We start from the raw sequence: 23,181 nt of genomic DNA on the forward strand, positions 1-23,181 counted from the left end.
CAGTGCAACATCATGACCTGAACTCAGGACTCGCCTGTTGGGGTACAGCGTGATAGAGAAACGTCTGGCAGCAATGGTGCTTCTGCCGAAGATGTTTCACCGGCATCAGCCCGCCTCATTTGCGACGCGATCCACCTTTCGAATTCGTCGACCGGGAAGAGGCGCCGCCGTCCAACGCGTATGGACGGCGGCATCGGTTGCCCCAGCGTCAACCGGTTGCGCGCGGTGGCGGGCGCGATATGCAACTCGCGCGCAATCTCCTCCAGCGTATAGAAGCGCGTCACCGTGAGAGCCTCCCTGCAGCACAACACATGCACGACCTGTCCATTAACTACCCTGCTGGTCCAGGCACGTCCAGACTTGTCCACTACTCAATGATGCCTATAATCAAGGCACGGATTCACTCTAGAAACGCAGGGCAGACATGTCAAGCACTGTTGATCCCGCCGAATATCATCAACGCCTCGCGCAGGTCCGTGGGTACCTCGAACTCTCCCAGGAAAAGATGGCTGGACGTCTTGGTACATCACTGCGCGCCTATGCAAATTACGAGCGGGGCGAGCGCGTCATACCCATCGACGTTGTGCGTGCCCTGCACGAACAGTGTGCAATCGATCCCGTGTGGCTGCTCACCGGCGAAGGTGCGATGCTCTTCGACCGCGATGTGCGCTACCGTCTCGACCAGCGGACACTCGACGCCGTCATGGCGACCGTAGAGCGGATCGAAAAAAGACTGGATTCACCGCTCGCAACAAAAAAGAAGGCCCGGCTCATCGGGCTGCTGTACGAACAATGTCGGCTTCTCGGCGAGAACGCCGACGACATTCTCAGCGATGCGCGGGTCGACCGTCTGACCCGGGCGTCGCGTTGACGTGAGCGACGCGCAAAAATATTAAACAAAGGTCAGAAAACCTCCCCGGCGGGCTAATCTTCACACGTGACTGTTGATCGCGTATGCGAAGACTCTGTCGCATCGCGTATCCACCGTGGGGAAGAACATGGGTCGTCTGAACGAGGTGCGAAAGGAAATCGAAGAACTCTGCGACGAGATTGAGCGCGACGCCCTGCGCTCGCCCCACCGCCCCGAAACCAGCGAAGAGGTCGCACCCGCTCCGCCCGTCCATATTCTCCTGGTCGTGCCCAGCAACATATCCCGCATGCGCATCAGGATCTCACTTCAACAGGGTAACAATCAAAAACGTCGCTAGCACCCCGTGCCGGACTCTACATCTGTCGACTACCCTCCGACCGTCGCCATTTGACCACCAACCCTCACATGCATCGGAGGGGGCCTCTGCGATCGTCCACCGATCCCACCCGCGAAGTAACCGCAATGCTGATCTTCCCGATCGCGGCAGGTTCGTTGTCATGGCGCAACTATCGGAAAGCAAAAACTCATTCGCAATCCCTGGCAAATCGATGACGGACTGGGTAGGTCAAAAATACGACAGCACTGTCTCATGTCGGCGTTTTCAGTCCTGCCGTGTTCCGTGTTGTCTGGCCGCACGGGCTCGTGCGCGAGTCAACCAATCCGAAATTCAAGCGCTCACAATGTGCTTTCCTGCATTCCGATTGCAGCGTCTGAACGCCGTGCAAATTTGCTGAACAGGCCGTACGACCTCCCATCGTTTCCTAAGATGAAAGTCCTGTGCCGCCGGCCCCACGCGCACGAGATGCGTCGGCCACGGTATTTACGACTGGTTCCCAGGCGAGGTTGCTCATGACGAATCGCGCTGTCATCCATGACCAGGACCTCATCCGGTCCGCTTTCCCCGGATGGAATGCCATACATCAGGCCATGACGGCACCGAATGGTTTACGGGTGCTCGCGGATATCGTCTTCGACTGGCTAAGCATCGCGGGCGCGACGTTTCTGTTCCATCGTTTCGGATGGTATTGTGCTCCGGCAGTCATCGCATGGATCGGCAACCGGCAGCGAGCGCTGGGCAATCTCCTTCACGACGCCGCTCATCGAAACCTTGCGACTTCGCCTGAACTCAACGACGCACTCGCCAGGCTGTTCATTGCGCCCCCGCTACTCAACAGTCTCGCCGTTTATCGTGAGTCGCATGCCCGCCACCACGCATGGCTTGGCGACCCGCAGGCCGACCCCGACTACATTGACGTGTGTCCAGCATCCGGAAATGCCTGGTGGCAACCTTACCTCACAGTCCTGATAACGCCGCGCACGTGGGCAGCGTCCATCCTCGGACACCTTCACTCCAGAAAAGCCACGCTCTCACAGAAAGCCGGCATTCTGCTCTGGTGGATGTTCACGATGGGTGCCGTGACACGTCTCGCCGGGCTCCACATGGCAGCCGCATTCGTCGGCCTGTGGATAGTGGCCAGAGCCACCGTGCTCCACCTGATTACAACCTTCCGCGAATTCTGCGACCACTTCGGACGACGTCCCGGTGGCGTATTCAACTACACGCGCGACGTGTCGTCGCGCAGCGTCTGGCGCTGGGTTATTCACCCACGCAACAATGGCTACCACCTGACGCATCATTTGATGCCCTCGGTGCCCTATCATCGACTGCCTGAAGCGCAGGGCAGATTGCTTGAGCTACCAAGCTTCGCCAGCACAGCAAGAATATGCCATTCGTATTTTTCCAGCCCCGATGCAGTCGTGCGGGAATGGGCGCTTCACTCAGGAGAAAAAACGTGAATACCCGCCCAGGCGCAATTCGTGTTGCCGCGCTCCTCGTGTCGGCAAGCTGTGGAATCGCTTTCCTGATCGGCTCCGGCGAAATGGCGGTGCATTCCGGGATGGCGGGCAGTCTCTATGCGATCGTGACGGCGTTTGGCATGTTCGCATTGGCGCTCATCGCACGAAAGCTCTGGCATGGCGGCGTGCCGATCTGGGAGATCCTTGGAAACCAGTATGGTCCAGTCGTACGGAGAGCCGTCGCGGTTCTCTCGGTTGTCTGGATGTCCGGGGTGCTTGCCGCGCAGATCCACGGCAGTGTCGCCGTGCTCTCGACCGCTGGACTGACGACATACCCCTCGGTCCTGGTCACTGCCGTTGCGTTGCTCGCAATCTCTTCCATTGAGCTCGGCGTTGCCGCCCTCTTCTTTACGGTAGGCTTGCTCGCCAGCAACCTGATATTGCTGCATGCTCTTGTCACGTCGGGAGGGCTCCCAATCTACCACTACGCGTGGCCGTCGTTCATCCACGAGGTACAGTCCGCCCCTCCTGCTGCAACATTAGCCACAGTGATCTCCATCGGATTCCTCGTGGTCACCGGATCCGACTATCAGCAGTTCGTCATTGCAGCGCGTCGACCTGTCGATGCCTGGCTGGGCTGCATCCTCGCCGGCATCTTTCTTGTCGCTGCCGGTTTTTTACCCGCCGCGACGGTCGTGGCGACACTGCGTAGCGGAAAACTGACTGGGCTGACTGACTACGCCAGCGCAATCCCCTACATCATGCTCCACTCCAGCGGACTTGCCGGCCCGTTCTGTCTCGGCGTGATCATGCTGGCAGCACTCGGATCCGGGACGGCTCTGACGCGTGCGATGGGCACCGCACTGACAGATTTACATCCTCTCATGCACCAACACCCGATCGCCTGCCGGAGTCTGATTCTGGCGTTCTGTTCGGCCATTGCCATCGACGGCCAGCCGATCGTTTCAACTATCATCTCACTGAACACCATCTATATTTCCGCCGTGGGGATTCTGTTCATCCTCGATCAGGCCGGACACCGGGTTACGCCGCGCTGTGCGTCAGCGATGATGATCTCCGGCTCCACGGTTGCCTTGCTTACGGCAACACTGTCCTGGACGCATGTCATCAACGTCCCCGGCTGGGCGTTTTTGGTGGCGGGGCTGCCAGCATCCGCCTGTCCGCTGCTGATACATTATTTTGCCCCCGGCGAACGAGGTCTTCGATCGTAACCAGGCTCAGTTGCCAGCGCCGGTCGTATGAATCTCTTGGGCAAGGCTGCGTCGGGCGTGCTCCATGACCAGGGCGGTGATCTTCGCGAGGGGCTCAGGCTCCGATTCCCAGTGATGCCAGTAGAGCTCGAGCAGGAGACTATGCCCAGGAGTAAGCTCGACTAATTCACCCGATTCCAGCAACGCGCCGATCTGCATCTCTGGCACCAGACCATAGCCTAGCCCATTCAGGATTGCGTTCAGCAACGCCGTTGGCGACGGGAAATAATGCTTGCGGTACCTGGCGACCTCCACCCTGAAGAAGGTCGAAAGAAATTTGTCGTGAATCGCGTCCTTGCGATCAAACAGTATCGCCGGAACATCCAGTATGGCTGGCAGCGTCATGCCCGTGGGCAGATGGGTTCCGACAAACCCCGGGGTCGCTACACAGCGGTAGCGCATCCCTCCGGCAAAATCGACCTGGAATCCAAGACTCGGCTCGCGTTGTGTCGAGATGCAACCCTTGACGTCACCGCGGACCAGGGAAGTGACCGTATGGTCCTGATCGTCAACGATGATTTCGAGCCCGATGTGCTGCGCAGCAAGTTGCCACGAAACAGGCTCAAACCAGGTCGCGAGTGAATCAGCATTTACAGCGACAGCAATGTTCACCGGCGGGAATGCGCCCGGCTTGATGAGCCGGAACGCCTCCTCCTCAAACAGGCGCACAGCCATGACGTGCCGTAGGATCACTTCACCTGCGTGAGTCGGTGTAACCGTCGGCTCGCGCAACAGCAGCGTTACGCCGACCGCGGCTTCCAGACTCTTTACCCGCGCAGTCACGGCTCCTGGCGATATATGTAGTATCTCCGCTGCCTTCCTGAAATGCTGGCAGTCCAGGACGGTGGCGAATGTTTCCAGTTGCTGCCGATCCAGCATGACATTCTCCTTCGCGACCTTTCAATTCGACATGTGCAGCCCGCCTGCAGCCAATACGCACCGACGTCAGGTGGGACGCAGCCGCTGCGTATGAACTTGCGGTAACAACGCGAAAAGAATTTGCCGGCTGCACCTTCGAACACAAACACTAAGCCCATATGTGGCCCCCACGCTGGTACGTCGTACGGTGTTTTGGGACAGGCCCTCGAGAGTGCATCAACCATTAGCGCCGGACGGGAATTTTGAAGTGTTATCAGAGTGGTAGATATCAGATGGATGTGCGAATCGATGCCGACGCGGCCGTTGGACTCGCGCACTCTTTCTGCCGGCCCCTCAATCGTCTCCAGAAATGACGGTCTCCTTGATGCAGGCTCACCTGTGCGCCCCCACCGCATGCGAAACGAGCTGGAAATCGCCGTCGGAGTGGTAGGTTCCCCAGATCGCCTGAAACACGCCGATGTAGCCGTCACTGTCATGAGCTCGGTTGCCAGCGTGGAAAGGCTTGCCAGCGACGTATCAAGATGTCCGCTGCCGTACCAGAGACATTGACGGGCTTGACGTAAAGCACCCGGTCTGACGGAGCCGCCCCGCCGCGCACGCCCATTTTCATCATGATGACCTTAATAGCTTCGCGCCTTCGCGCATCGGCGCCATCGCAGCTCGACGATTGCAACCATGTGCGAACGTTGGAAGCGCGCAGTGGAGCGGCATTTCATTGCTGGTGCCCGCACTTCCCGTGCGAGCCTGTGCAAACACCGCGGCCGCCGGATCAAGACTGCTCGCAGCCATGACGGCGGCAAGCCAGCGCACGCTGGCAAGGAGTTACTTTATCCTGGCGAACGCTGCTTGTTCGATCGTGACAATCGCGGTATACGACGCTCAAAGTTAACTCCTACGGCAAGACACTTGCCTAGGTCGAACTACCGCCAAACTCGGCCGCGTGCTTTCGAACAAATTCGTCGACGGGCGGCAACGAGATACGTGCGCCGTCCACAGCTTGGCATCCCGGCGGGAAGCCGACGGGTATGGGGAATTCCTCCATGACCCTCACGGCCGCGGCCGCACGTGGGGAGGGTGACGTTGCCGCGGCATGCGAACTTGTCGAGATTGCGAGCAGCGTAAGCAGGGACCGAATATGCAGTATTCATAGGTGGTCCTCGATATGACTGGGCGCACGGCGGGTGGTCCGCATCAGCGGCACACGCTCGCCAAATTCCCTAGCACGAGGCCACGGATCAGCTGCGTTCGAACGTAAGCACTGCTAACGACGATCGGTTCTGAGCATTCTATCCAGCGTCACTGTATCGCGCACACGATCAGCAGCCGCATGAGCACGGTCGTGGCCAGCTGGCAAGCTCAACCTTCATCGCGACTTGCTCAAACGCGGAAACAGACGTCGAGCATTGCCGTTGTTAATCGCTGCGTGCGCGTCGTCATCAATCTCGGAGTAGCGATCGAGCTTGACAGTGAACGACGCTCCTACGGACGGGGGCGCGTAAGGAAAGTCACTGCCATAGAGCACGCGATTGATGCCGGAGAACGCAAGAAGACTGGGTAGCGCGGCGGGTCCAGACGACAAAGCCGTGTCGAAATTGAACCGCCCGAACCGCTGGAGCAGATCCTCTGTGCTTGGCCCATTTGGAGCGAGCGCGTACAGAAGCTCGGCGAACCGATGCGCGGCATAAGGCAGGAAGCCGCCTGCATGGGACAGAATGATTTCTGGGTTCGGATAGCGGTCGAGCATGCCGTTGATAGCGAGGTGGACGGCGGTCCTCGTGGTGTCGAACGGATAATCGACAACGGGTCCGGGCATGCCGTCCAGTACCTTGATGGCAGGAGCGCCGGGATGGATGAACACGACCGCTGAATGCTGGTTCAGGACCTCCCAGAGCGGCGCAAAGCTCGCATCCCCCAAGTAAACACCGTCATAGCTTGTCAGCAGGACCACGCCGTCAGCCTTAAGCTGGGTGAGCGCAAACTCAGCTTCCGCCGAAGCGCTCTCGACATCTGGCAACGGAAGCGTCGCGAAGTTACCAAAGCGGTCTGGATATTTTTCCACGAGCTCGGCCGTGTATTCGTTGACCCGCCGCGCCATGTCGCGCCGCTCGGCCCCGTCCCACCCTTTGACGGCCGGTGCTGTCAGAGAAAGCACACCGGTTGCGATCTGCTCTTGATCCATGAATTGGAGCGCAGCCTCAGGCGACCAGTCCGGACTGTGCCATCCGGATGGGTCACCGCCATGGGACGGCAGCTCTTCGGCCCAAAAAGGGGGCACGACATGTTGATGGACGTCGATGCGGTCCGCGCTTGTCATGATCATGCCTCGTTGTCGGCTTCGAAATCTGTGGCGATAGCAACGCTTTTCCAACGGTCCAAATCGCGCCGGAAGCTCGCGAGCTTGTGCTCGGCGGTGGTATGCGCAATGGGACCAAGGGGAAGGTGGAGCGGTGGCGCAGTCGCGTCGATCGCACGGAGGATCACGGCGACCGCCTTGTCGGGATCGCCTGGCTGGTGGCCATCGCTTTCATCGCGGTAATGACGACGTTGCCCAGCGGTGCCGGCATATTCCGGCATTTCAAGTGCGGCGACGGTGATCGAACGTCCAAGGAATTCGGTACGAAACGGGCCGGGTTCGACGATGATGACGTGGATACCGAAAGGCCGGAGTTCTTCTGCAAGCGCTTCGGACAAGCCCTCGACCGCGAACTTCGTCGCATTGTAAAAGCCGGAGCCTGCGCTTCCAGCGATGCCGGCGCCGGACGAGAAGTTGACTATCGTACCGCCTTTCTCACGCAAGGCCGGGAGCGCCGCGCGCGTGGTTTCGATCAGCCCGAAGACATTGACCTCGAACATCGGCCGATATTCGTCCGGAGCCCCTTCCTCGACCGCGCCGATCAGCCCGTAACCCGCGTTATTTACGAGAATGTCGATACCTCCGAACGAGGCCTTGGCTTTAGCAACTGCAGCGGCGGCGGTGTCCGGCTTCGTCACGTCAAGCTGAGCCGCGATGACCAAGTCCGGAAAGGCGGCAACGAGATCAAAGACGGCTTCCGAGTTCCGGGCCGTTGCGAGCACGCGGTCGCCGCGTGCTGCCGCCGCGCTGGCGAGTCGGCGTCCGAATCCGCTTGAACAGCCGGTAATCAGCCATGAACGCGACATTTGCATCTCCAATTGGGCGCATACCGAGCGCCTAGCACTCAAGTTCGGTATTTCGCTCGCTAGGCACATCGGCCGGTGCGGTCGGCTTCACTTGACATGAGGTCAGGTAGAGGACGCGACACCGCGGCAGCCACCGGTCCCCTCGCCACGGCTTGAATTCTCTCACTTCGAAAGGCTTGTGCGAGCGCTACGTTTCTTCGCCGCAATTTTGGTAACGACTTCAGCAATATCCTGCCGCAGCGAACACATCAAAGGAATTATTTCGGTGATACAAAGGGACGTAGAGGCGCCGTCTTGTCCAGATCCGGGAAATAATCAAATGGCGCGCTACCAGAATATTCGGAGTTGGCGATGCAAGTTGGGATTGTTGGAGCCGGAAACGTTGGTGAGGCACTGGCCCGACGGCTTGTTGATGCCGGGTATCGGGTGCGGGTGGCGAACGCGCGCGGTGCCGCAAGTCTGGTGGATTTCGCGAGGCGAACCGGAGCCGAGGCGGTCAACATCGAGGATGTTGCAGCGAGCGCTAATATCCTGATTCTGGCTGTCCCGATCCAGCGCGTGGTCGACTTGCCGAAATCGTTGTTCGTGGGCCGATCGCATTCGATGGTGGTGGTCGATACCGCGAATTACGTTCCTTCTCTGGTAGGCACGATCAACGAGATCGACGCCGGCATGCCGGAATCGGAGTGGGTCTCGCGGCAGATCGGGGTGCCGGTCGTGAAGGCGTTCAACAGCATGACCGCTTACAGCATGGCGCACGGTGGCCGGTCGAAGGCGGCAAGTGATCGGATTGCGGTGCCGGTGGCGGCCGACGACCCGCAGGCGCGTGCGATGATCATGGTGCTCGTCGAGCAATTGGGCTTCACGGGCTTCGATGCTGGCCCAATCGCACAATCCTGGCGGCAGCAGCCTGGCCAGCCGACCTACGCTACAGATCCCACGGTCGTCGAACTTCCCGGGTTGCTAAACCGCGCCGATCGCAAAAGGGCGCCCGCGAATCGGGACAAGGCGATGAAGCTAATGGCCAAGCTGCCCGCCGATTTTCCCGTCACTGATCTCGTACGCGTCGCGCGCCTGTCGGTCGGATTGGACAAGCTGAATCCACGATCCTGGCTGGCAATGGTACGCGTGGGCTTGGCGTCGCTATAAGGATGGCTCGTCAGCTCGGCGAGCTGAGGCAATATCTGTGTCGGGCCTCTCTATCGTCAGTGATATCCAGCTAGTGCCTCGCAACGTTCGGCTACTCCCAGAGCTTCGTTCTCCCATGCCACTCCAATTAGTCGGCGTCTCTCAAACATAGTCGCGAAAGGCCAGACGAGAGCATCCCGATGCAGCCCAGCAATATTGTCTATGTGTTCCGCAACCGGTTGCTCATGCGGCCTCACGTCGGGTCAGCACACACTCTATAGTGGGCGAGCAAGTAGGCTCGGCTTAAAGGATTCCGCCCCACTCACTTTGAAGCGTAACGATGTACAAGGAGATATCACATGACACAGAGGAAAGTTGCGGTAGTCACCGGCGGAAGCCGAGGTCTCGGTCGAAGCACGGTGCTCAACCTCGCCAAGCGTGGGGTGAGCTCGATTTTCACATACCACTCGGCCGAAGACGAGGCGCGCTCCGTTACGGCTTTGGTCAAGGACGCCGGCGCGACAGCCGTTTCGCTCCAGCTTGATACCGGCGACGTTTCCAGCCTAGCGGGCTTCGTCGAACGCCTGAAGACTGCCCTTGTCAAGCTTGGCGCCGAGGGGATCGACTATCTCGTCAATAACGCTGGGATCTCCAACCATACGACATTCCTGGAAGTGACCGAGGAGGAGCTGGACAAGCTCTACGACGTGAACTTCAAGGGCGTTTTCTTTCTGACCCAGAAGTTGCTGCCGCTCCTCAATGACGGTGGGAGCATCGTCAATATCTCGTCGGGTGTAACGCGTTTCGTAAACCCCGACAGCACGGCGTATGCGGTGTTCAAAGGCGCGATCGAAGTGTTCACGCGCTACCTTGCGCATGACCTCGGCAAGCGGAACATCAACGTCAACACCGTCGCGCCTGGCGCGATCCAAACCGATTTCAGTGGTGGCGTCGTTCGCGACAATCCGGCCGTGAATAAGCTCGTTTCAGAGATGACCGCGTTGGGGCGCCCCGGGCTCCCGGAAGATATCGGTCAGATGATCGCGTCGTTGCTATCGGACGGCAATCACTGGGTGAATGCGCAGCGAATCGAAGTCTCAGGCGGTATGCGCCTCTGATTCCGGTCTCGGAGGCGAAGTCCAGCGCACTGGTCAGTTCGGAAGGAGAACTGCCGGCGAGTGGCGGATCAGGAGAGCGAAGAAATGAAATCTCGGATCGCGCGCGCGACCAGGGCCGGCTGTTCGACCTGTGGTAGGTGCCCTGCATCGTCGACAAGCTGAAATCGCGCGCCGGGAATGCGCTGCGCATACTCCTCGCCGTACTCCGGGGTAACGATGCCGTCCTGTCGCCCCCAAAGCACGAGCGAGGGCATTTCGATGCGCGGGAGGCGTTCCGCGAGGCTCGGATCATGCATGAAAGGGTCGCCGGCGTAGATCATCAAAGCTTGCTGGTTCGCTCGGATCTGCTCCATCGCGTCGGGAGACGGGCGCGGCGCCCTTGAGGGGTTCGCGAAGCTTTTCTTGATCAGATCCTGGAACGGAATCGTGCGCGGATCGCCGATAGTCCCTGTGCTTCCGGTCGGCTGAAGTCCGACCGCGTCGATCAGGGCACAGCCAGCCACGCTCGCCGGACGCCTCGTCGCCATCTCCGCCGCAATCCAGCCGCCTACCGAGTTGCCCACGAGGATCACATCGTGCAGTTCGAGCTGGTCAAGCAACGCAAGATAACAATCGGCTAACCCCGCGATTGAGGCAAGCCAAGTTGGTCGCTTGGTGGCATCGAAGCCTGGATGCGTCGGCAAGATCACGTGAAACTCGTCCAGCGCTCCAAACAACGGGCGCATAGACGCGGGGCCCGCCCCGCCGTGAAGCAGAAGGAGTGGTCTTCCCCCTCCTTTTTGGTCGACTGCGAGCTCCAGCGTTTCGGCTGGCAAGTGTACCGTGATGCTATCCATTATCTGTCGTCCCTTTTGAGATCATCACTCAGATTTTGTCGCCAATCGTGAGCGCCGCCATGGCGGACCAGTCGCGGTCGCCAAACCCTGCCTCAACCGCTTCCCTCATTCTCGCGTGGACAGCATCGAGCATTGGAAGCGAGCGGCCAGCATCGGCGGCGGCTTCGCGGGCGAGACGCAAATCCTTCAATCCCAGTGTCGCCTTGAACCCGGGTGAATAATGATGCGAGGCGATGTTGCCGGAATAGATCGTGTACGAACGGCTTCCGAACAAAGTCCCCAGAATGAGTTCGAAGAAATCGTCACGAGCCAGCCCGTTCGCCTCTGTCAGCACAACGGCCTCCGCCATCGCCTCGATCGCCATGGTGATCATCATGTTGCAAGCGATCTTCGCCGCGTTCGCTGCGGGAGGCTGATCGCCCATGGGCCAAATCCGGGAGCCTATCGCGTCGAGCACCGGACGGACCCTGGCGATCGCTTCCTGCGCCCCGCCGGTCAGAATATTCAATTCGCCTTTCGCGGCGATGTCCGGACGGCCGAGAACCGGCGCCGCCACATAGGCGACGCGCGCCCGCTCGTGCGCCGCTACCAGCTCGTGCGAGAATGCGTCCGAAATCGTGGAGGCAACGACGTGGATCAGATCCGGGCGTGCTTTTGCGAGGAGGCCGGCATCGAGCACGACGCTTCGGATCATGGCACGCCCACTTCCCTTGCGCGGACGCGTGCCCACAAGAGGGCGGAGAGCGATGCGAGGACAAAGGTTTCGAGAAAGAATTGGCCCTCGCAGGCGAGCGCTACCGGCAGACGCGCTGGTATCCAGTAGCTGAAGGCCAGCAATGCGACGGGCCTTCCCCTGGCGAGAAGAAGCAGAAAGGCGAACATGCTGACGCAACGGGAAAGCCGATCGCCAAGACCGGTCCAACTGATCGCCGCCAACGCGACAGTAAAGATCGCCGACTCGATGAAGAGGCCATAGATGTAGGCGTAAACATGCAAGTCGTAGGGTGGCCAATATAGGACCACAGGCTGCGCGACGCCAAGTGCAGAAGTGATGCGCGACATGGCGATAGTCAGGCCGGGAGAAAGTGTGAAATAGCCGAAAGCACTCGTGGCGGCGATTGCTATGACGACCGGCGCATTCCAACCGGAGCGCCACCGACGTGCTATGAAGGTAGCGATTGCCCGCTGGTAGAAGGTCAGAATGCTGGCGGGCGCTCGATCAGTCAGGACATAGACCCAATTCAGTCGCCGCCAGCCATCAAGAATCACCCACTCAATTCCGATCACGCGCAGGCTTTCATAGAGGCCGGCTACAAGGCCGCCCATGATGGCGGCGGCGACGAAAGCATTCCTTCCGAGGAAGTAAATCGACGCCGCTCGGCACAGCGCGACAGTCGCTGCAAATCGTACGCCCTGTCCCAGGTATTTCGCCCAAACGGGGACAGCGTCTTCCTTGGGATAGGGAACCCCGAGATGCGAAATGGCGAGATCGTGGATGCCTAGCGAAAGAAGCGCGATGACCAGTGTGCCAGCGATTAGCGTGGGCCAACTGCCGGGAGCAAGGAGAGGCCAAGCTGAGGCTGCGTCAGCAAGCACTCTACGCATGCCTCGCTGACACGGCGTGTTGTCCCCGGAATTGGCTCGCGCTGCCACTGGTCGTCTCAGATACGGCTATGGCGTTCGAGCCAAGCTAAAACGGGGGCCAGCGCAGCGTCCGAGTTCTTCTCATAGATGAGACCATGGCCATTGCCGTGTACGCCGTAATCTCCAAGGTGCATCAACTCCGCCGCTGCGCCGGCAGCCTTTAACCGTTCGATCGCGGGCGGACTCGCGGCCGCGAACGCCGAAGCGTCGGCAGTGACGGCAAGAATCGGCAGATTGGCTAGGGCCGGCAGCCGATAGGTGCCTGGCGCGGCGTCGCGCAGTTCTTGCGGTGTTGCGGCCGGTTCCCACGTCAGCGGCGCGGCGGTCAGACCCCAGCTCAACGATCCAATATCGGGAATATCGGCGAATGGCGGACCCATCGGCTCCACTGCCACGATCGCCTTGACGAGATCAGGCCGGCGATCGGCTACCAGCCAGCCAACCGGGCCTGACGCGGAGTGGGTCAGGAGGATCGCTGGTCCAATGCTATCGAGCAATTTTGCGATGCGGTCCGCTTCCATATCCTGAGAGAAAGCGAGATCCGCTGGGAGCGGACCGTAACCGGCGATGAATTCGTCCCATGCCGCTTCGTCATCACGATCGAACGGCCACTGGGTATGCTTTTCCGCCAAGGCTTCGGGCGTGTAGATTTTCTTGCCGTTCTCGTAAGAGAATGGCGGCCCCATCGGTCCGATCGTATCGACGTGGTAGGGAGACCGGCCCTGCCCGGGCCGATCAACGATCACCGTCGCGTAGCCGGCCTCGACCAGCCTTTGCTGCCAGCCGGGACGTCCGTCTGGCGTATCGAGCCATTCGGTGCTCTGATAGCCGCCGCCATGGACAAGCACGACCGGCCAAGGCTGCGTGACTGTCTCCGGCGCTTCCCATTCGGCGAATAACGGTCCCCGTTGATACGTGAGGCCGTCCTGCTCGACGCGGTCCCCCGCGATCCAGATATGGCCTCGGCGCACCAGGCGGGCGGGCGTGTTAGTCCAGAAGGCCATGGCTACATATCCTTCGCGCGGAAACGGATCGGCTCGACATCGGTAAATTGCGCGACGTCGGCCATCACCGCAGGCGTTTCCGCTGCGGCGAAGGCTGCCTCAGTCGCAGCCTCATCTCGGAAAATGCATTCGCAAATAGCGATGGTGCCGGATTCGTCACTGCTGGGAAAAAAAGCTTTGATGCTCTTCAGGCCATGGCTTTCCCAAGACCGCATCACGAGTGGCAGATGGCGCTCGACGTAATAATCCCGGTCGAAACGCGTGTCCGCGTTTCCCTGGTAGGTAACGTAGATGGTATCTTCAAGACTATTGTCACTCATGATTCGGCTCCTTGGCGGGAACTAAACAAGCTCGGCGAGCGCGGTGGGTTCGAAGCCCTTAAGTCCCGCGGCGTCTCCGGCGCGAACCTTGTTCGCCCATTGTGCGTCCGTAAGCAGCGCCCGTCCGACTGCGATAAGATCGAACTCATCTCGCTCCATGCGCTCGACCAGACGATCGAGGCCGGCGCTGGTGGAACTCTCTCCGCCGAACGCGCCGAGAAAATCGCCGGACAGCCCGACCGAGCCAACGCTGATCGTTGCCGCACCCGTGAGCTTCTTCGCCCAGCCCGCAAAGTTCAGGCCGTTCTCACCATCGATTTCGGGGAATTCTGGCTCCCAAAAACGACGCTGCGAGCAGTGAAGAACATCCGCTCCGGCATCCACCAAAGGCTGAAGCCAGGCGGCCATTTCCTGCGGCGTTGCTGCGAGGCGGGCACTGTAATCCTGCTGCTTCCATTGGCTGAGGCGGATGAGAACGGGAAAATCCGGGCCGACTGCGGCGCGCACGGCAGCAACGACCTCGGCGCCGAAGCGCGCTCGTTCTGCGATCAACTGACCACCATAGCCATCGGTGCGCAAATTGGTGCCAGACCAAAAGAACTGGTCGATCAGATAACCGTGGGCTCCGTGTATCTCGACCACGTCAAAACCCAAGCGCTTCGCCTCGGCTGCCGACCGCGCGAATGCGGCGATCGTGTCGGCGATGGCCGCGTCGTTCATGATCTCGCCGCGCGGGGTGTCTGGCGCGAGCAGACCCGAGGGGCTTTCGACCGGACGGTCGGGCTCCCAACCGCTCATTCCCAGCGTCGAGCCGGTATGCCAAATCTGGGGACCCATGCGGCCGCCAGCACCATGCACGGCGTCGATGACACCTTTCCACCCCGCGAGCGCAGCGTCGCCATGGAAGAACGGGATCGCGGGTTCGTTTCGCGACGCTGGACGGTCGATCACGGTTCCTTCGGAGAGGATGAGCCCTACGCCGCCTTCGGCCCGACGACGGTAGTAATCGGCGTTGCGAACACCCGGAATCCCTTCGGGTGCGAAGGTACGGGTCATGGGCGCCATGACGATGCGGTTGGGCAGTTCGAGCGAATGGATGCGGAAGGGGCGAAACAACGTGTCGGGTGAAACAGTCATCCGGAAAAGCTCCATTGAAATCGGAATTCATTATGGTATACATTGTAGACCTAGCGTCAATAACGCACCTTGTTTCGACCAGGTATATCGCAGGTAACCATGCCCTTCCCCGAACGCCCCCGCTTCTCCGTCGATTGCCCGAGCCGCCTTCTGTTCGATCAAATCGCCGATAAATGGTCGATCATGGTCTTGACCGTGCTCGACGACGGTCCAGCGCGCTTCAACGCGATCAAGCGGCTGCTCGAGGGCGTGTCGCAAAAGGCGTTGACGCAGTGCCTGCGCCGACTGGAGCGCAATGGTCTGATCTTGCGGCGGGTCATTCCGGTTTCGCCGGTGGCGGTTGAATATGAGATCACTCCGCTTGGCCGATCGCTGCAGGGCCCGTTCAAAGCGCTGTACGCCTGGACGATGGACCATCTCGACGACGTCGAAATCGCGCGGCAAGTATTCGACAGGCGCATCGTCGCTTGAATTGACCCTGTTGGCGGTGGTCGGCATTGCGCAGTCCCTCAAACGACATCCAGCTGGACATCGAGACCATTCCGCGTGGCGTTGCTGTAAGGACAGACGAGATGCGCTTGCTCAGCCAGTGTCCGGGCCTCGTCGTGTCCATCCCCGCGATGTGCACTCTGAGCTTGACGTCAAGCATGAAGCCCGCAGCATCATCGCGCGGCCCCACCCCCCATCTCAGCCGTAACGGTCGCGTCGTCTGGAAACTCGATTTTCCGATGCCTTGCAATGCCCTGCATCGCGCTCAGGAAACAGGCGGCGTAACCCGAAGCGAAGAGCTGCTCGGGATTGTTGCCTCGTCCGCCAAGACCCCCAAGCTCTCGCGGCACCGCGAGGTCGACCTTGAAAGCATCGTCGCTTGTTTCGGCATGGGCATTGCGACCGCCATGTGCCATTGCCTCGGTATGGTATAGGATGCGCATCGTCCTTCCTCAGTTGCGAACCCAAGGGCTGTCTTCGTCGGGCGAGACATTCGCCCCGTGCTTTTCGAGCGTGTAGAAGCGAAGGCGATTGCCGTCGGGATCGTCGAACACGACCAGCCATGCCTGAACGCCCGCGAGCACGGGCGAGTGCTCGATGCCGTTTGCATAGAGAAAGGCTGCCCAGTCGTCGAGCGTAGCGCGATCCCTGACCGCGATGGTGACAGAATCGAACCCTTTGTTATCCGCCGCCTGGGCCGGATCGAGCCGAATCTCAAGCTTCGTACCCAGTCCGGGGACATCGCAAATATGCGCATAAACACTGCCATCAGCCGTGTGGTGATCGAGTTCGGGGATCGGCTCGGCGCCCAAGATTCTGCCGTAGAACGCCATCGCACGAACGAGATCGGCGACCGGGATCTTGAAATGATGGACGCCGTCGATCGAAGGGCGCGATGGGTTCGACATAGCTCAACGCCGCTCGAGTTGTGTGGCGCCGTCGGTCGACGAGGGCGTGGTGCGGCGCGAACGGAGTGTCGCCATGCTCTGAAACACGCCATCGCGGAACACGAGGGCGTGAAGGAGCGCCGCGCCCAAATGCGCGAGGAAGGTCAGGAGGAGGAGCATCGCCAAGGCGGTGTGGGTCGTGCGCAACGCCGCGTAGAGGGGCAGATCGAGGGGCAGGACCGCCGGCAGCCGCAGGCCTCCATAGAGCACGATCGGATAGCCGCCCGCCGACAGCATCGCCCAGCCAACAAGGGGCACTGCAAACATGAATGCGTAGAGCGCGATGTGTGAAAGGTCGGCCAGAAGCTTCAGCCAGCGTGGCATTGCCTGCGGTAGCGCCGGCGGCGGATTGAACAGACGATAGATCAGGCGAACCGCGGCAAGAAGAAGGATGGCAATCCCGAGCGGTCGATGGATGGACAGCAGGGTGTGGTAAAGATCCTGTGACGACACCATGCCAATGCCGATGAACAGCATCGCGAGTATCATCGCTGCGATTGTCCAGTGCAGCAATCGAGCGATGCCGGAAAAGATATGGGACTTTGTCATCAGTGCATCCCCTCTGAGTTGGAAGGGAGGTGCACGGCGCTGACGGGCGGATGTTCTGCCGCCCGGCGCTTGAATGATTGCGCGTAGGTCGCGGATCGCGCGCTCAGGATCGGATCGTCGGAAGCCTCTACGCCCGCGGGCAGGATCAGAGGGTCAAAATTAACGTCCCGGCAAGCTCCGTGCGCCTCGTCGTCAACGCGATCGAGCGTCAACACGCCAAGGTCGATGTGGTCCCGATCGGGGGGCCATGCTTTGCTCGGATCAGTGGTCTGGTCACCTGGCTGCCCGAGCGTGACCACCAAGTGATAACGGATCGGTCCAAGACGCATGCGCGTGATCAGATCATCGAACTGGAAGTTTGGGCGCGTCGCTTGTGTTAGATCGGGCTTCGCCGGTTGGAAAGGGTCGTCGGGGATCATCGCCCAGCGAACCGCCCGTTTGTCTCCCCTGGCGTTTACAAAAAGAAATGCGTCGAGACTGTTGAAGGTTGTGTTGGCAAACCCCGAGGCGAGCGGCGTCGCCTTCACGACGGCGACCGCTTGGGCGTCAGCCGGATGGCTCTTCATAAACGCTGCGAGGCGCGCTGGATCGGGTTTGCCAGTCTTCGGATCGGGCGTCGCCGCCACGAGCTGGTCATAAAGATCCTGGACACTGGCGACTGTGAAGACGGGAATGCCGTTCATCGCCATGCGCCAAACCTCGCCGTTTCGCAGCGTGAAGTTCAGAGCCATGCTGCGCACGGACATCGCTGTGTCTGGCAAATAGGGTTGGCCGCTCGCGATCGCGAAACGCCCGAAGACGGGCGTAGCCCAGGGCCTGAAAACCTCGGCCTTGGATAAGGTTTGGCCGGCGCCGCTGCTGTCGAAGTGTCCCGCGAAACAGATGCCCTTGGGATGATTACGTCGGAACCCCGCGTGTAGGCCGTTGGTGCGTTCGAATTGGTCCACGACCTCGCCCGGCGTCAGTCGTTTGGGGGACAGCCAGCCTGCAGTCCAGGCGAATGCAGCGGCGACGACGACGAGAACCGCGCCGATCGCGATGAGCGACCCAAAGTTGGCTCGTGAGAGAATATATGCAGGGCTGTAGATCCCGCTGTCGTTCCTCGGCGAGACGTTTTCTCCCGACGGATTTGTCATCGATTGCACCTCCCTGGACCGTATTGCCCTCGCGCATCGCTCTGGTGTCGGGCGCGATGGAAGGTTCGGAGGGCGATCCCTTCAACGGGATGTCGCCGGCGCACGCTGATCCCCGTGATGACCTGACCGCACTCAAGTGGCATGTCGCTGGTTCTCCGATCCGGTTCTTCGGACGCCGGCAGTCAGGCCCGCAGCGAGCAAGAGAGACAGAGCGATGCAGGACACTGCAACGGCGTAGGCCTGCGCCAAAGAGTGGTTGGTTGGTGAATTACCGAGCAGCGAATAGAAAAGGCCGCCTATGACCGCCACGGAGAGCGCGCCGCCGATCTGGAACATTGAGGTCACCAAGCCTGCAGCGAGCCCTGACCACTTGCGATGTACGCGGCCGGTGATCGTGTGGGTCATGGCGGGAAGCGCGACGCCCTGACCCAGACCGATTGCAAAAAGCGGCAAGGACAAGACGTGAGCAGTATCGTAGAGGACGCATAGCGCGGTGCCGATGAGGCCGATCGCGAGCAAAACCATGCCAGTCGGCGCAGTCCAGCGGCCAACCCTTCGCTCAAGTCGCGAGCTGATGAGCGGTCCGAAAATGAATCCGACTGCGGCCGGCAGGATATCAATCCCTGTCTGAAATGGCGTCTTTCCACGGCCCGACTGGTCGTAAACCGAGAAGAAGAGCCAAAAAGCCGCCAATGCGTAAAAGAAGAGCGCAGCGGTCAGCCCTTGCTTCATGCCTGGCGCTGCGATCACTTTAGGAACGACCAGCGGGTCGCCTCCGCGCGCGTCCAAGCGAAGTTCGTAGATCCAGAAGCCGATCAGCAATGGCAGCGAAGTCGCCATCAGAAGCCATGACCAGAATGGCCAACCGTACTCACGGCCTTCGACAAGCGGTAAAACCAATGCGAAAAGCGCCGCAGCCAACAAGAGCGCCCCGCCCGAATCCAATTGCTCGGGTTCGTTCGCTCTCGTTTCCTTCAGCAGTACCAACGCAAGGGGTATGGTGACCGCAACGATTGGGAGATTTATAAGGAATATGCTGCGCCAGCCGAGGCCGAGTGGACTGGCGAGGATGAGGCCCCCTCCCAAAAGTAGTCCCGCCGCCGACGCCAGACCGAACGCCATCGCGTAAAAGCCGAGTGCGCGGGGCTTCTCATCATCCGAAAACAATGCCTCGATGGATGCGAGGGGCTGAGGCGCCATTATTGCGGCAGTCAGCCCTTGGCACACCCTCCCGACCACCAGGACCACTGGCGACCAGGCAAGACCGGAGAGAGCTGACGACGCAGCGAACCCCAACATTCCCACGATGAACGCAAGCCGGCGGCCGTAGAGATCGCCGAGTCGGCCGCCTGTGATCAGCATGACTGCATATGCCGTCGCATATCCCGAGATGACGAGCTGTAGAATGCTGCCGCTCGCCTTGAGGTCTGAGCGGATCGACGGCAACGCGACATTGACGATGAAGAAGTCGAGCGGCGGCAGAAACGCACCTACCAGAAGTATGCCCAACGCCGGCCAGCGACGCGAATCTCCCTCTGCTTTCTTCGTTGCGGCCACAGCAAATCCTGTTGCTAAATTCATTGTTTGCTCCCAGCCAAAAGACGGCTGGAAAGCCCGTGAGCATTGTTGTTCTGGAAAGTCCCGTGAGCATTGTCGATCTTGTTCAGCTTTCCCGGCGTAGCCGGGACGGAAGCGGTTCGGGTTGTCGCTCCAGAGAGCGAGACGAAGGCCGTCAAGCACGATCCCAAGCTGACCATCGTTCATTCACGATCCCCAATGCTCACGAGCCCCTGCGGGACGCTAAAGAGGCTGCCCGCGGGGTTCGCCCAACCTTACGGTAGGAGGCGCGTTCGCGTAAGGGGTCGGTTCCGGGTACAGCAATATCGGGTACAAGGTCCGCAATATTGCGAAACTACATTTCAGCGCCTAGGTCGTGTCCACGCCACTGTGGGCCGCCTTCTTCAATGCGGTTGGGAACTCCAGTTCGTCGGAACCCGTAGCGCTTGGACAAAGCCTCGAAAAAGGTCTTCAAGCCCGCTTTGGCTGTTGCGCCTGCAGCTTCACTGCCCCAAAGTGAGAAACTTCATATCCCGCGAGCTTGAGTCGGCGGTCGCCTCTAGCCAACTGCACATAGTGTTGCGCGCCGACGCTCCCCGCGACGTCCGCGCAGTGGTGCTTGCCTCCAGCTCGATGACGACCCGCGCACCCTGCGGTAATAGCAAGAGGAAATCAATGCGAAATCGCGGAAGTGCATCCCGCCCTCTCTCCTTTACCGTGCGTGGACCCCAGTGAAGCCACACTTCCCGCAGCAGCGCCGGCAGATTCTGCACGGCACCGCGGAACCCCACGAAGAAAGCATTAAACAGCAAGGACTGGGGCGGGGACTTGTGAGGCAAGCGGGCCTTGGAACGCACGTATGGCGAGCGCTTGGCCTGCGTGGCATCAGCAATTTGCTCGGTCTCGCTCCACCACTGCTGTAGGTCGCTCCAACGCAATACGTCGTTGCCGATGGGGCGGTCATAAACGAGCACCTTATCGGCGTTGGTAACGAGTTCGACATCGTTGCCCAGCGCGTCGCGGATCTGCGTCAGCTCGCGCGGCCGTCACACGCGTCGAATCGACCACATCCGCCAAGATTAGAGGTACAGCTCCCTTACGATATAGCGCTTCAGGCAACGATGAATCTGCTTGCCCATTGAGCTTGCCCGCATCGTCGGTCTTGATCCACGCATCTAGCGTCTGCGTGCTGATGCTCGGAAATCTTCGCCGTCGCCGCCTGGCTCTGGTCGGTACGCACCACGCGCACCGCTCAATCCTGAATTCCAGCGTGTACCGCGCCCTCGCGTTTCCCATTGCTCAATCCTCCGTCACTGAAGATTTACACACTCTCAGTAATGGATAAGTTTTCCGAGGGCAAGATCACAACAAAAATCCGAAGCCGAAAAAATGGAAGTATGGCGATCCTTCACGCCGGATTCGTGCGGTGCAAGATCAATGACGCAGTCGACTAGCCTCTGCGTTTGTGACTTCAATGCGCAGTTCACCGGCCTGCGTTCTGACGAAAGCAAGATCAACACCGACAGGACGAGGACGCATCTAAATCTCCTAGCCCTCAGCATTGCCGAGGGTTTGAGAACGGCCGACCCCATATGATGAGACGGCAATAGCACGACTCGCCGCGTCTTATGGATCGATCGCTCCATATATATCGCACGCCCCCTTCACAATCACTTCTGGATCGACTAGTATGAAAGTCAATCCTGGGAGACTGTGATGCTACGAACCGGGCGCCCACGCGAATTCGACCGCGAACGGGCGATGGATGCGGTGATGCATTTGTTTTGGTCGCAGAAGTACGAGCCGACCTCGTTGAATCGGATCAAGAACTCTATGAGCGGCATTTCGCCAGCCGGCTTCTATGCAGCGTTCGGATCGCAGGAACGTCTCTTCAGGGAGGTGGTAAAGCGCCACATGCGGACCTACGGTCGTGTGGTAGCTGTCCTATGGGACGAAGCGTCGGCATCGCGTTATGCACTCGAGCGCTTCGGTGCGCATGCAAACCGAATGCAGCCCCCGGCCGGCTGCCTGATCGCCCTTGCTCCTCGGACCTGTTCTCCCGAGAACTATCACATTGACGCGATGCTCGCGGCCGAAAGTGCTCGAAGTCGGGAGGGGACCAAGGCGTTCGTTGACCACGGGATCGCGCAAAAGGAACTCGACACATCAACCGATGGCGAGGCACTTGCTACCGCGTTCGACGCGTTCCTCGTTGAGATGGCCTCCCAAACTAGAGACGGCGCCATGCAGGAAAGGCTCGACGCAGCCATCACTGCGCTGCTGCAGCTTTGGGACATCAACCGTGTTCAACTGAACGATCTAGGCCGGAGCGCCTCGTGAAGTTGGCTGCTCACAGCCTCGAAGCACACCGAAATCTGGGCGCGACGCTCGTCAGCAGCAGTAGGCATGCCGGCTGGAACGCGATCCTCGTCGACCATCATCGCGTGGCGCCCGACGAATGTGAATTCGAAACCCGCGCGACGCCCGATCAAACTATTGTTGTGCAGCTAAGCGGCGAACAATGGATCGAGAAGTATGAGCATTACCGCTGGCATCGCGCAATCTATCAGGCCGGAACGATTGGGCTGACCCCGCCGAACCACGTGGATCGGCTGCGCCGATTACCGCTGCACGGCACACGCACGTTCGAAAAACTCAACCTGTATCTGTCGGGTTTGGTTATCGCAGACGCCTGGAATGAATTTCGCCGCACTGCTCAGCGATCGGACCCTCCCTCATTAGACGCACTAGCTTATACCGATCCCCTCATCCGGCACGCAGCGCTGGCGCTGCACCGGGCGGCTTGGGAAGGCGCGCCCGATTTGTATTGTTCCGCAACAGCCTACTGGTTGGCGGTCCATCTTCTTACAAGGCATTCGGGCTTCAACGTCGACACTGCGCAGCGACACGTTCAAGCGATCACCGACCGTCGGCTTGCACGGGTGTTCGAGATGATGAGCGCGCGTTTGGCAGAACCGATAACGCTCGACATGTTGGCATCGGAAGCTTGCGTTAGTCGCTATCATTTCGTGCGGCTGTTTCGGGAAAAAACCGGGATGACCCCGTACGCCGCGCTTTTGGCCATTCGGATTGAGACAGCGCAAACCCTGCTGTGCGGGACCGATTTCGACCTTGGCACCGTTGCATCGCGCTGCGGTTTCTCCAGCGCACAGGCGCTGACGAAGGCGTTCACCCGACACTGTTCGGTGTCGCCGACGCGCTGGCGTGCAAGATCACGCGGGGACGCCATCTGACGTCTTTCCAACATTGCGCATTACGCAGCAATTATTGCGGTCAGTAAACCGATTGATCGTTCTGTAGTTTCGCCTACATAAGAGG

At 60.0% G+C, this 23,181-nt stretch carries 24 protein-coding genes and 1 pseudogene; 9 read left to right on the forward strand and 16 right to left on the reverse strand.

What is annotated here, in order from left to right; genetic code table 11:
* Nucleotides 1-23 precede the first annotated feature (23 nt).
* On the reverse strand, nucleotides 24-368 hold the full coding sequence (locus U5805_RS02535; RefSeq protein ID WP_322101864.1) for a helix-turn-helix domain-containing protein: 345 nt from the start codon (nucleotides 366-368) through the stop codon (nucleotides 24-26).
* Between the two features lie 56 nt (nucleotides 369-424).
* On the opposite strand from U5805_RS02535, the gene U5805_RS02540 reads away from it, so the two are divergent.
* From U5805_RS02540 to U5805_RS02555, 4 genes are all read left to right on the forward strand, one after another.
* Nucleotides 425-871: a helix-turn-helix transcriptional regulator gene (locus U5805_RS02540; protein ID WP_322101865.1), complete on the forward strand. Its 447-nt coding sequence runs from the start codon at nucleotides 425-427 to the stop codon at nucleotides 869-871.
* Nucleotides 872-998: 127 nt separating this feature from the next.
* Nucleotides 999-1,208: a hypothetical protein gene (locus tag U5805_RS02545; RefSeq protein WP_322101866.1), complete on the forward strand. Its 210-nt coding sequence runs from the start codon at nucleotides 999-1,001 to the stop codon at nucleotides 1,206-1,208.
* Between the two features lie 512 nt (nucleotides 1,209-1,720).
* On the forward strand, nucleotides 1,721-2,668 hold the full coding sequence (locus tag U5805_RS02550; RefSeq protein ID WP_322101867.1) for a fatty acid desaturase: 948 nt from the start codon (nucleotides 1,721-1,723) through the stop codon (nucleotides 2,666-2,668).
* Entirely contained in the window at nucleotides 2,665-3,900 is a 1,236-nt protein-coding gene (locus tag U5805_RS02555; protein ID WP_322101868.1) for a sodium:solute symporter, read from the forward strand. Before U5805_RS02550 ends, U5805_RS02555 begins: the two co-directional genes overlap by 4 nt.
* 6 nt (nucleotides 3,901-3,906) lie before the next feature.
* Here U5805_RS02555 and U5805_RS02560 read toward each other — a convergent pair whose 3' ends face one another.
* The 3 genes from U5805_RS02560 to U5805_RS02570 form a co-directional block, all read right to left on the reverse strand.
* On the reverse strand, nucleotides 3,907-4,818 hold the full coding sequence (locus U5805_RS02560) for an HTH-type transcriptional regulator ArgP (RefSeq protein WP_322101869.1): 912 nt from the start codon (nucleotides 4,816-4,818) through the stop codon (nucleotides 3,907-3,909).
* Nucleotides 4,819-6,181: 1,363 nt separating this feature from the next.
* Nucleotides 6,182-7,132 carry an amidohydrolase family protein gene (locus tag U5805_RS02565; protein ID WP_322101870.1) on the reverse strand — a complete coding sequence of 317 codons (951 nt, stop codon included), beginning with the start codon at nucleotides 7,130-7,132 and terminating at the stop codon, nucleotides 6,182-6,184.
* A gap of 2 nt (nucleotides 7,133-7,134) precedes the next feature.
* Complete coding sequence (locus U5805_RS02570) at nucleotides 7,135-7,977, reverse strand: oxidoreductase (RefSeq protein ID WP_322101871.1); 843 nt, start codon at nucleotides 7,975-7,977, stop codon at nucleotides 7,135-7,137.
* 351 nt (nucleotides 7,978-8,328) lie between these two features.
* Between U5805_RS02570 and U5805_RS02575 the strand changes: the two genes are divergently transcribed.
* Nucleotides 8,329-9,126, forward strand: a complete 798-nt coding sequence (locus U5805_RS02575) for an NADPH-dependent F420 reductase (RefSeq protein ID WP_322101872.1) — start codon at nucleotides 8,329-8,331, stop codon at nucleotides 9,124-9,126.
* A 338-nt stretch (nucleotides 9,127-9,464) separates the two neighbouring features.
* Entirely contained in the window at nucleotides 9,465-10,223 is a 759-nt protein-coding gene (locus U5805_RS02580) for an SDR family NAD(P)-dependent oxidoreductase (RefSeq protein ID WP_322101873.1), read from the forward strand.
* A gap of 68 nt (nucleotides 10,224-10,291) precedes the next feature.
* Here the strand turns inward: U5805_RS02580 and U5805_RS02585 are convergent, their stop codons facing one another.
* The 6 genes from U5805_RS02585 to U5805_RS02610 form a co-directional block, all read right to left on the reverse strand.
* Nucleotides 10,292-11,059: an alpha/beta hydrolase gene (locus tag U5805_RS02585; RefSeq protein ID WP_322101874.1), complete on the reverse strand. Its 768-nt coding sequence runs from the start codon at nucleotides 11,057-11,059 to the stop codon at nucleotides 10,292-10,294.
* Between the two features lie 28 nt (nucleotides 11,060-11,087).
* Nucleotides 11,088-11,753, reverse strand: coding sequence for an NAD(P)-dependent oxidoreductase (locus U5805_RS02590; protein ID WP_322101875.1), 666 nt, complete (start codon nucleotides 11,751-11,753; stop codon nucleotides 11,088-11,090).
* Nucleotides 11,750-12,655, reverse strand: coding sequence for a hypothetical protein (locus U5805_RS02595; RefSeq protein ID WP_322101876.1), 906 nt, complete (start codon nucleotides 12,653-12,655; stop codon nucleotides 11,750-11,752). The genes U5805_RS02590 and U5805_RS02595 overlap by 4 nt, the downstream gene beginning before the upstream one ends.
* A gap of 65 nt (nucleotides 12,656-12,720) precedes the next feature.
* Nucleotides 12,721-13,707, reverse strand: a complete 987-nt coding sequence (locus tag U5805_RS02600) for an alpha/beta fold hydrolase (protein ID WP_322101877.1) — start codon at nucleotides 13,705-13,707, stop codon at nucleotides 12,721-12,723.
* 2 nt (nucleotides 13,708-13,709) lie between these two features.
* Complete coding sequence (locus U5805_RS02605; protein ID WP_322101878.1) at nucleotides 13,710-14,027, reverse strand: EthD family reductase; 318 nt, start codon at nucleotides 14,025-14,027, stop codon at nucleotides 13,710-13,712.
* Nucleotides 14,028-14,048: 21 nt separating this feature from the next.
* Complete coding sequence (locus tag U5805_RS02610; RefSeq protein ID WP_322101879.1) at nucleotides 14,049-15,164, reverse strand: NADH:flavin oxidoreductase; 1,116 nt, start codon at nucleotides 15,162-15,164, stop codon at nucleotides 14,049-14,051.
* A gap of 99 nt (nucleotides 15,165-15,263) precedes the next feature.
* Here U5805_RS02610 and U5805_RS02615 point away from each other — a divergent pair, with 99 nt between their 5' ends.
* Nucleotides 15,264-15,635 carry a helix-turn-helix domain-containing protein gene (locus tag U5805_RS02615; RefSeq protein ID WP_322101880.1) on the forward strand — a complete coding sequence of 124 codons (372 nt, stop codon included), beginning with the start codon at nucleotides 15,264-15,266 and terminating at the stop codon, nucleotides 15,633-15,635.
* Between the two features lie 38 nt (nucleotides 15,636-15,673).
* Here U5805_RS02615 and U5805_RS02620 read toward each other — a convergent pair.
* The 6 genes and pseudogenes from U5805_RS02620 to U5805_RS02645 all read right to left on the reverse strand — a co-directional run bounded on the left by U5805_RS02620 (nucleotide 15,674) and on the right by U5805_RS02645 (nucleotide 20,816).
* Nucleotides 15,674-16,096, reverse strand: a pseudogene (locus tag U5805_RS02620) (Ohr family peroxiredoxin).
* A 9-nt stretch (nucleotides 16,097-16,105) separates the two neighbouring features.
* On the reverse strand, nucleotides 16,106-16,561 hold the full coding sequence (locus tag U5805_RS02625; protein ID WP_322101881.1) for a VOC family protein: 456 nt from the start codon (nucleotides 16,559-16,561) through the stop codon (nucleotides 16,106-16,108).
* 3 nt (nucleotides 16,562-16,564) lie between these two features.
* Nucleotides 16,565-17,149 (reverse strand): cytochrome b, encoded by a 585-nt coding sequence (locus tag U5805_RS02630; protein WP_322101882.1) that lies wholly within the window; start codon nucleotides 17,147-17,149, stop codon nucleotides 16,565-16,567.
* Entirely contained in the window at nucleotides 17,149-18,285 is a 1,137-nt protein-coding gene (locus U5805_RS02635) for a catalase family peroxidase (protein WP_322101883.1), read from the reverse strand. Before U5805_RS02635 ends, U5805_RS02630 begins: the two co-directional genes overlap by 1 nt.
* Nucleotides 18,286-18,417: 132 nt before the next feature.
* Nucleotides 18,418-20,049 carry an MFS transporter gene (locus U5805_RS02640; protein ID WP_322101884.1) on the reverse strand — a complete coding sequence of 544 codons (1,632 nt, stop codon included), beginning with the start codon at nucleotides 20,047-20,049 and terminating at the stop codon, nucleotides 18,418-18,420.
* 296 nt (nucleotides 20,050-20,345) lie between these two features.
* Nucleotides 20,346-20,816, reverse strand: a complete 471-nt coding sequence (locus U5805_RS02645; RefSeq protein ID WP_322101885.1) for a hypothetical protein — start codon at nucleotides 20,814-20,816, stop codon at nucleotides 20,346-20,348.
* A gap of 742 nt (nucleotides 20,817-21,558) precedes the next feature.
* Here U5805_RS02645 and U5805_RS02655 point away from each other — a divergent pair.
* Both U5805_RS02655 and U5805_RS02660 read left to right on the forward strand, forming a co-directional pair.
* On the forward strand, nucleotides 21,559-22,182 hold the full coding sequence (locus U5805_RS02655; RefSeq protein ID WP_322101886.1) for a TetR/AcrR family transcriptional regulator: 624 nt from the start codon (nucleotides 21,559-21,561) through the stop codon (nucleotides 22,180-22,182).
* Nucleotides 22,179-23,096 (forward strand): AraC family transcriptional regulator, encoded by a 918-nt coding sequence (locus tag U5805_RS02660; RefSeq protein ID WP_322101887.1) that lies wholly within the window; start codon nucleotides 22,179-22,181, stop codon nucleotides 23,094-23,096. Before U5805_RS02655 ends, U5805_RS02660 begins: the two co-directional genes overlap by 4 nt.
* The last annotated feature ends 85 nt before the right edge of the window (nucleotides 23,097-23,181 follow it).

Origin of the sequence: Paraburkholderia sp. J41 (assembly GCF_905220235.1) — a bacterium.
Taxonomy (GTDB): domain Bacteria; phylum Pseudomonadota; class Gammaproteobacteria; order Burkholderiales; family Burkholderiaceae; genus Paraburkholderia.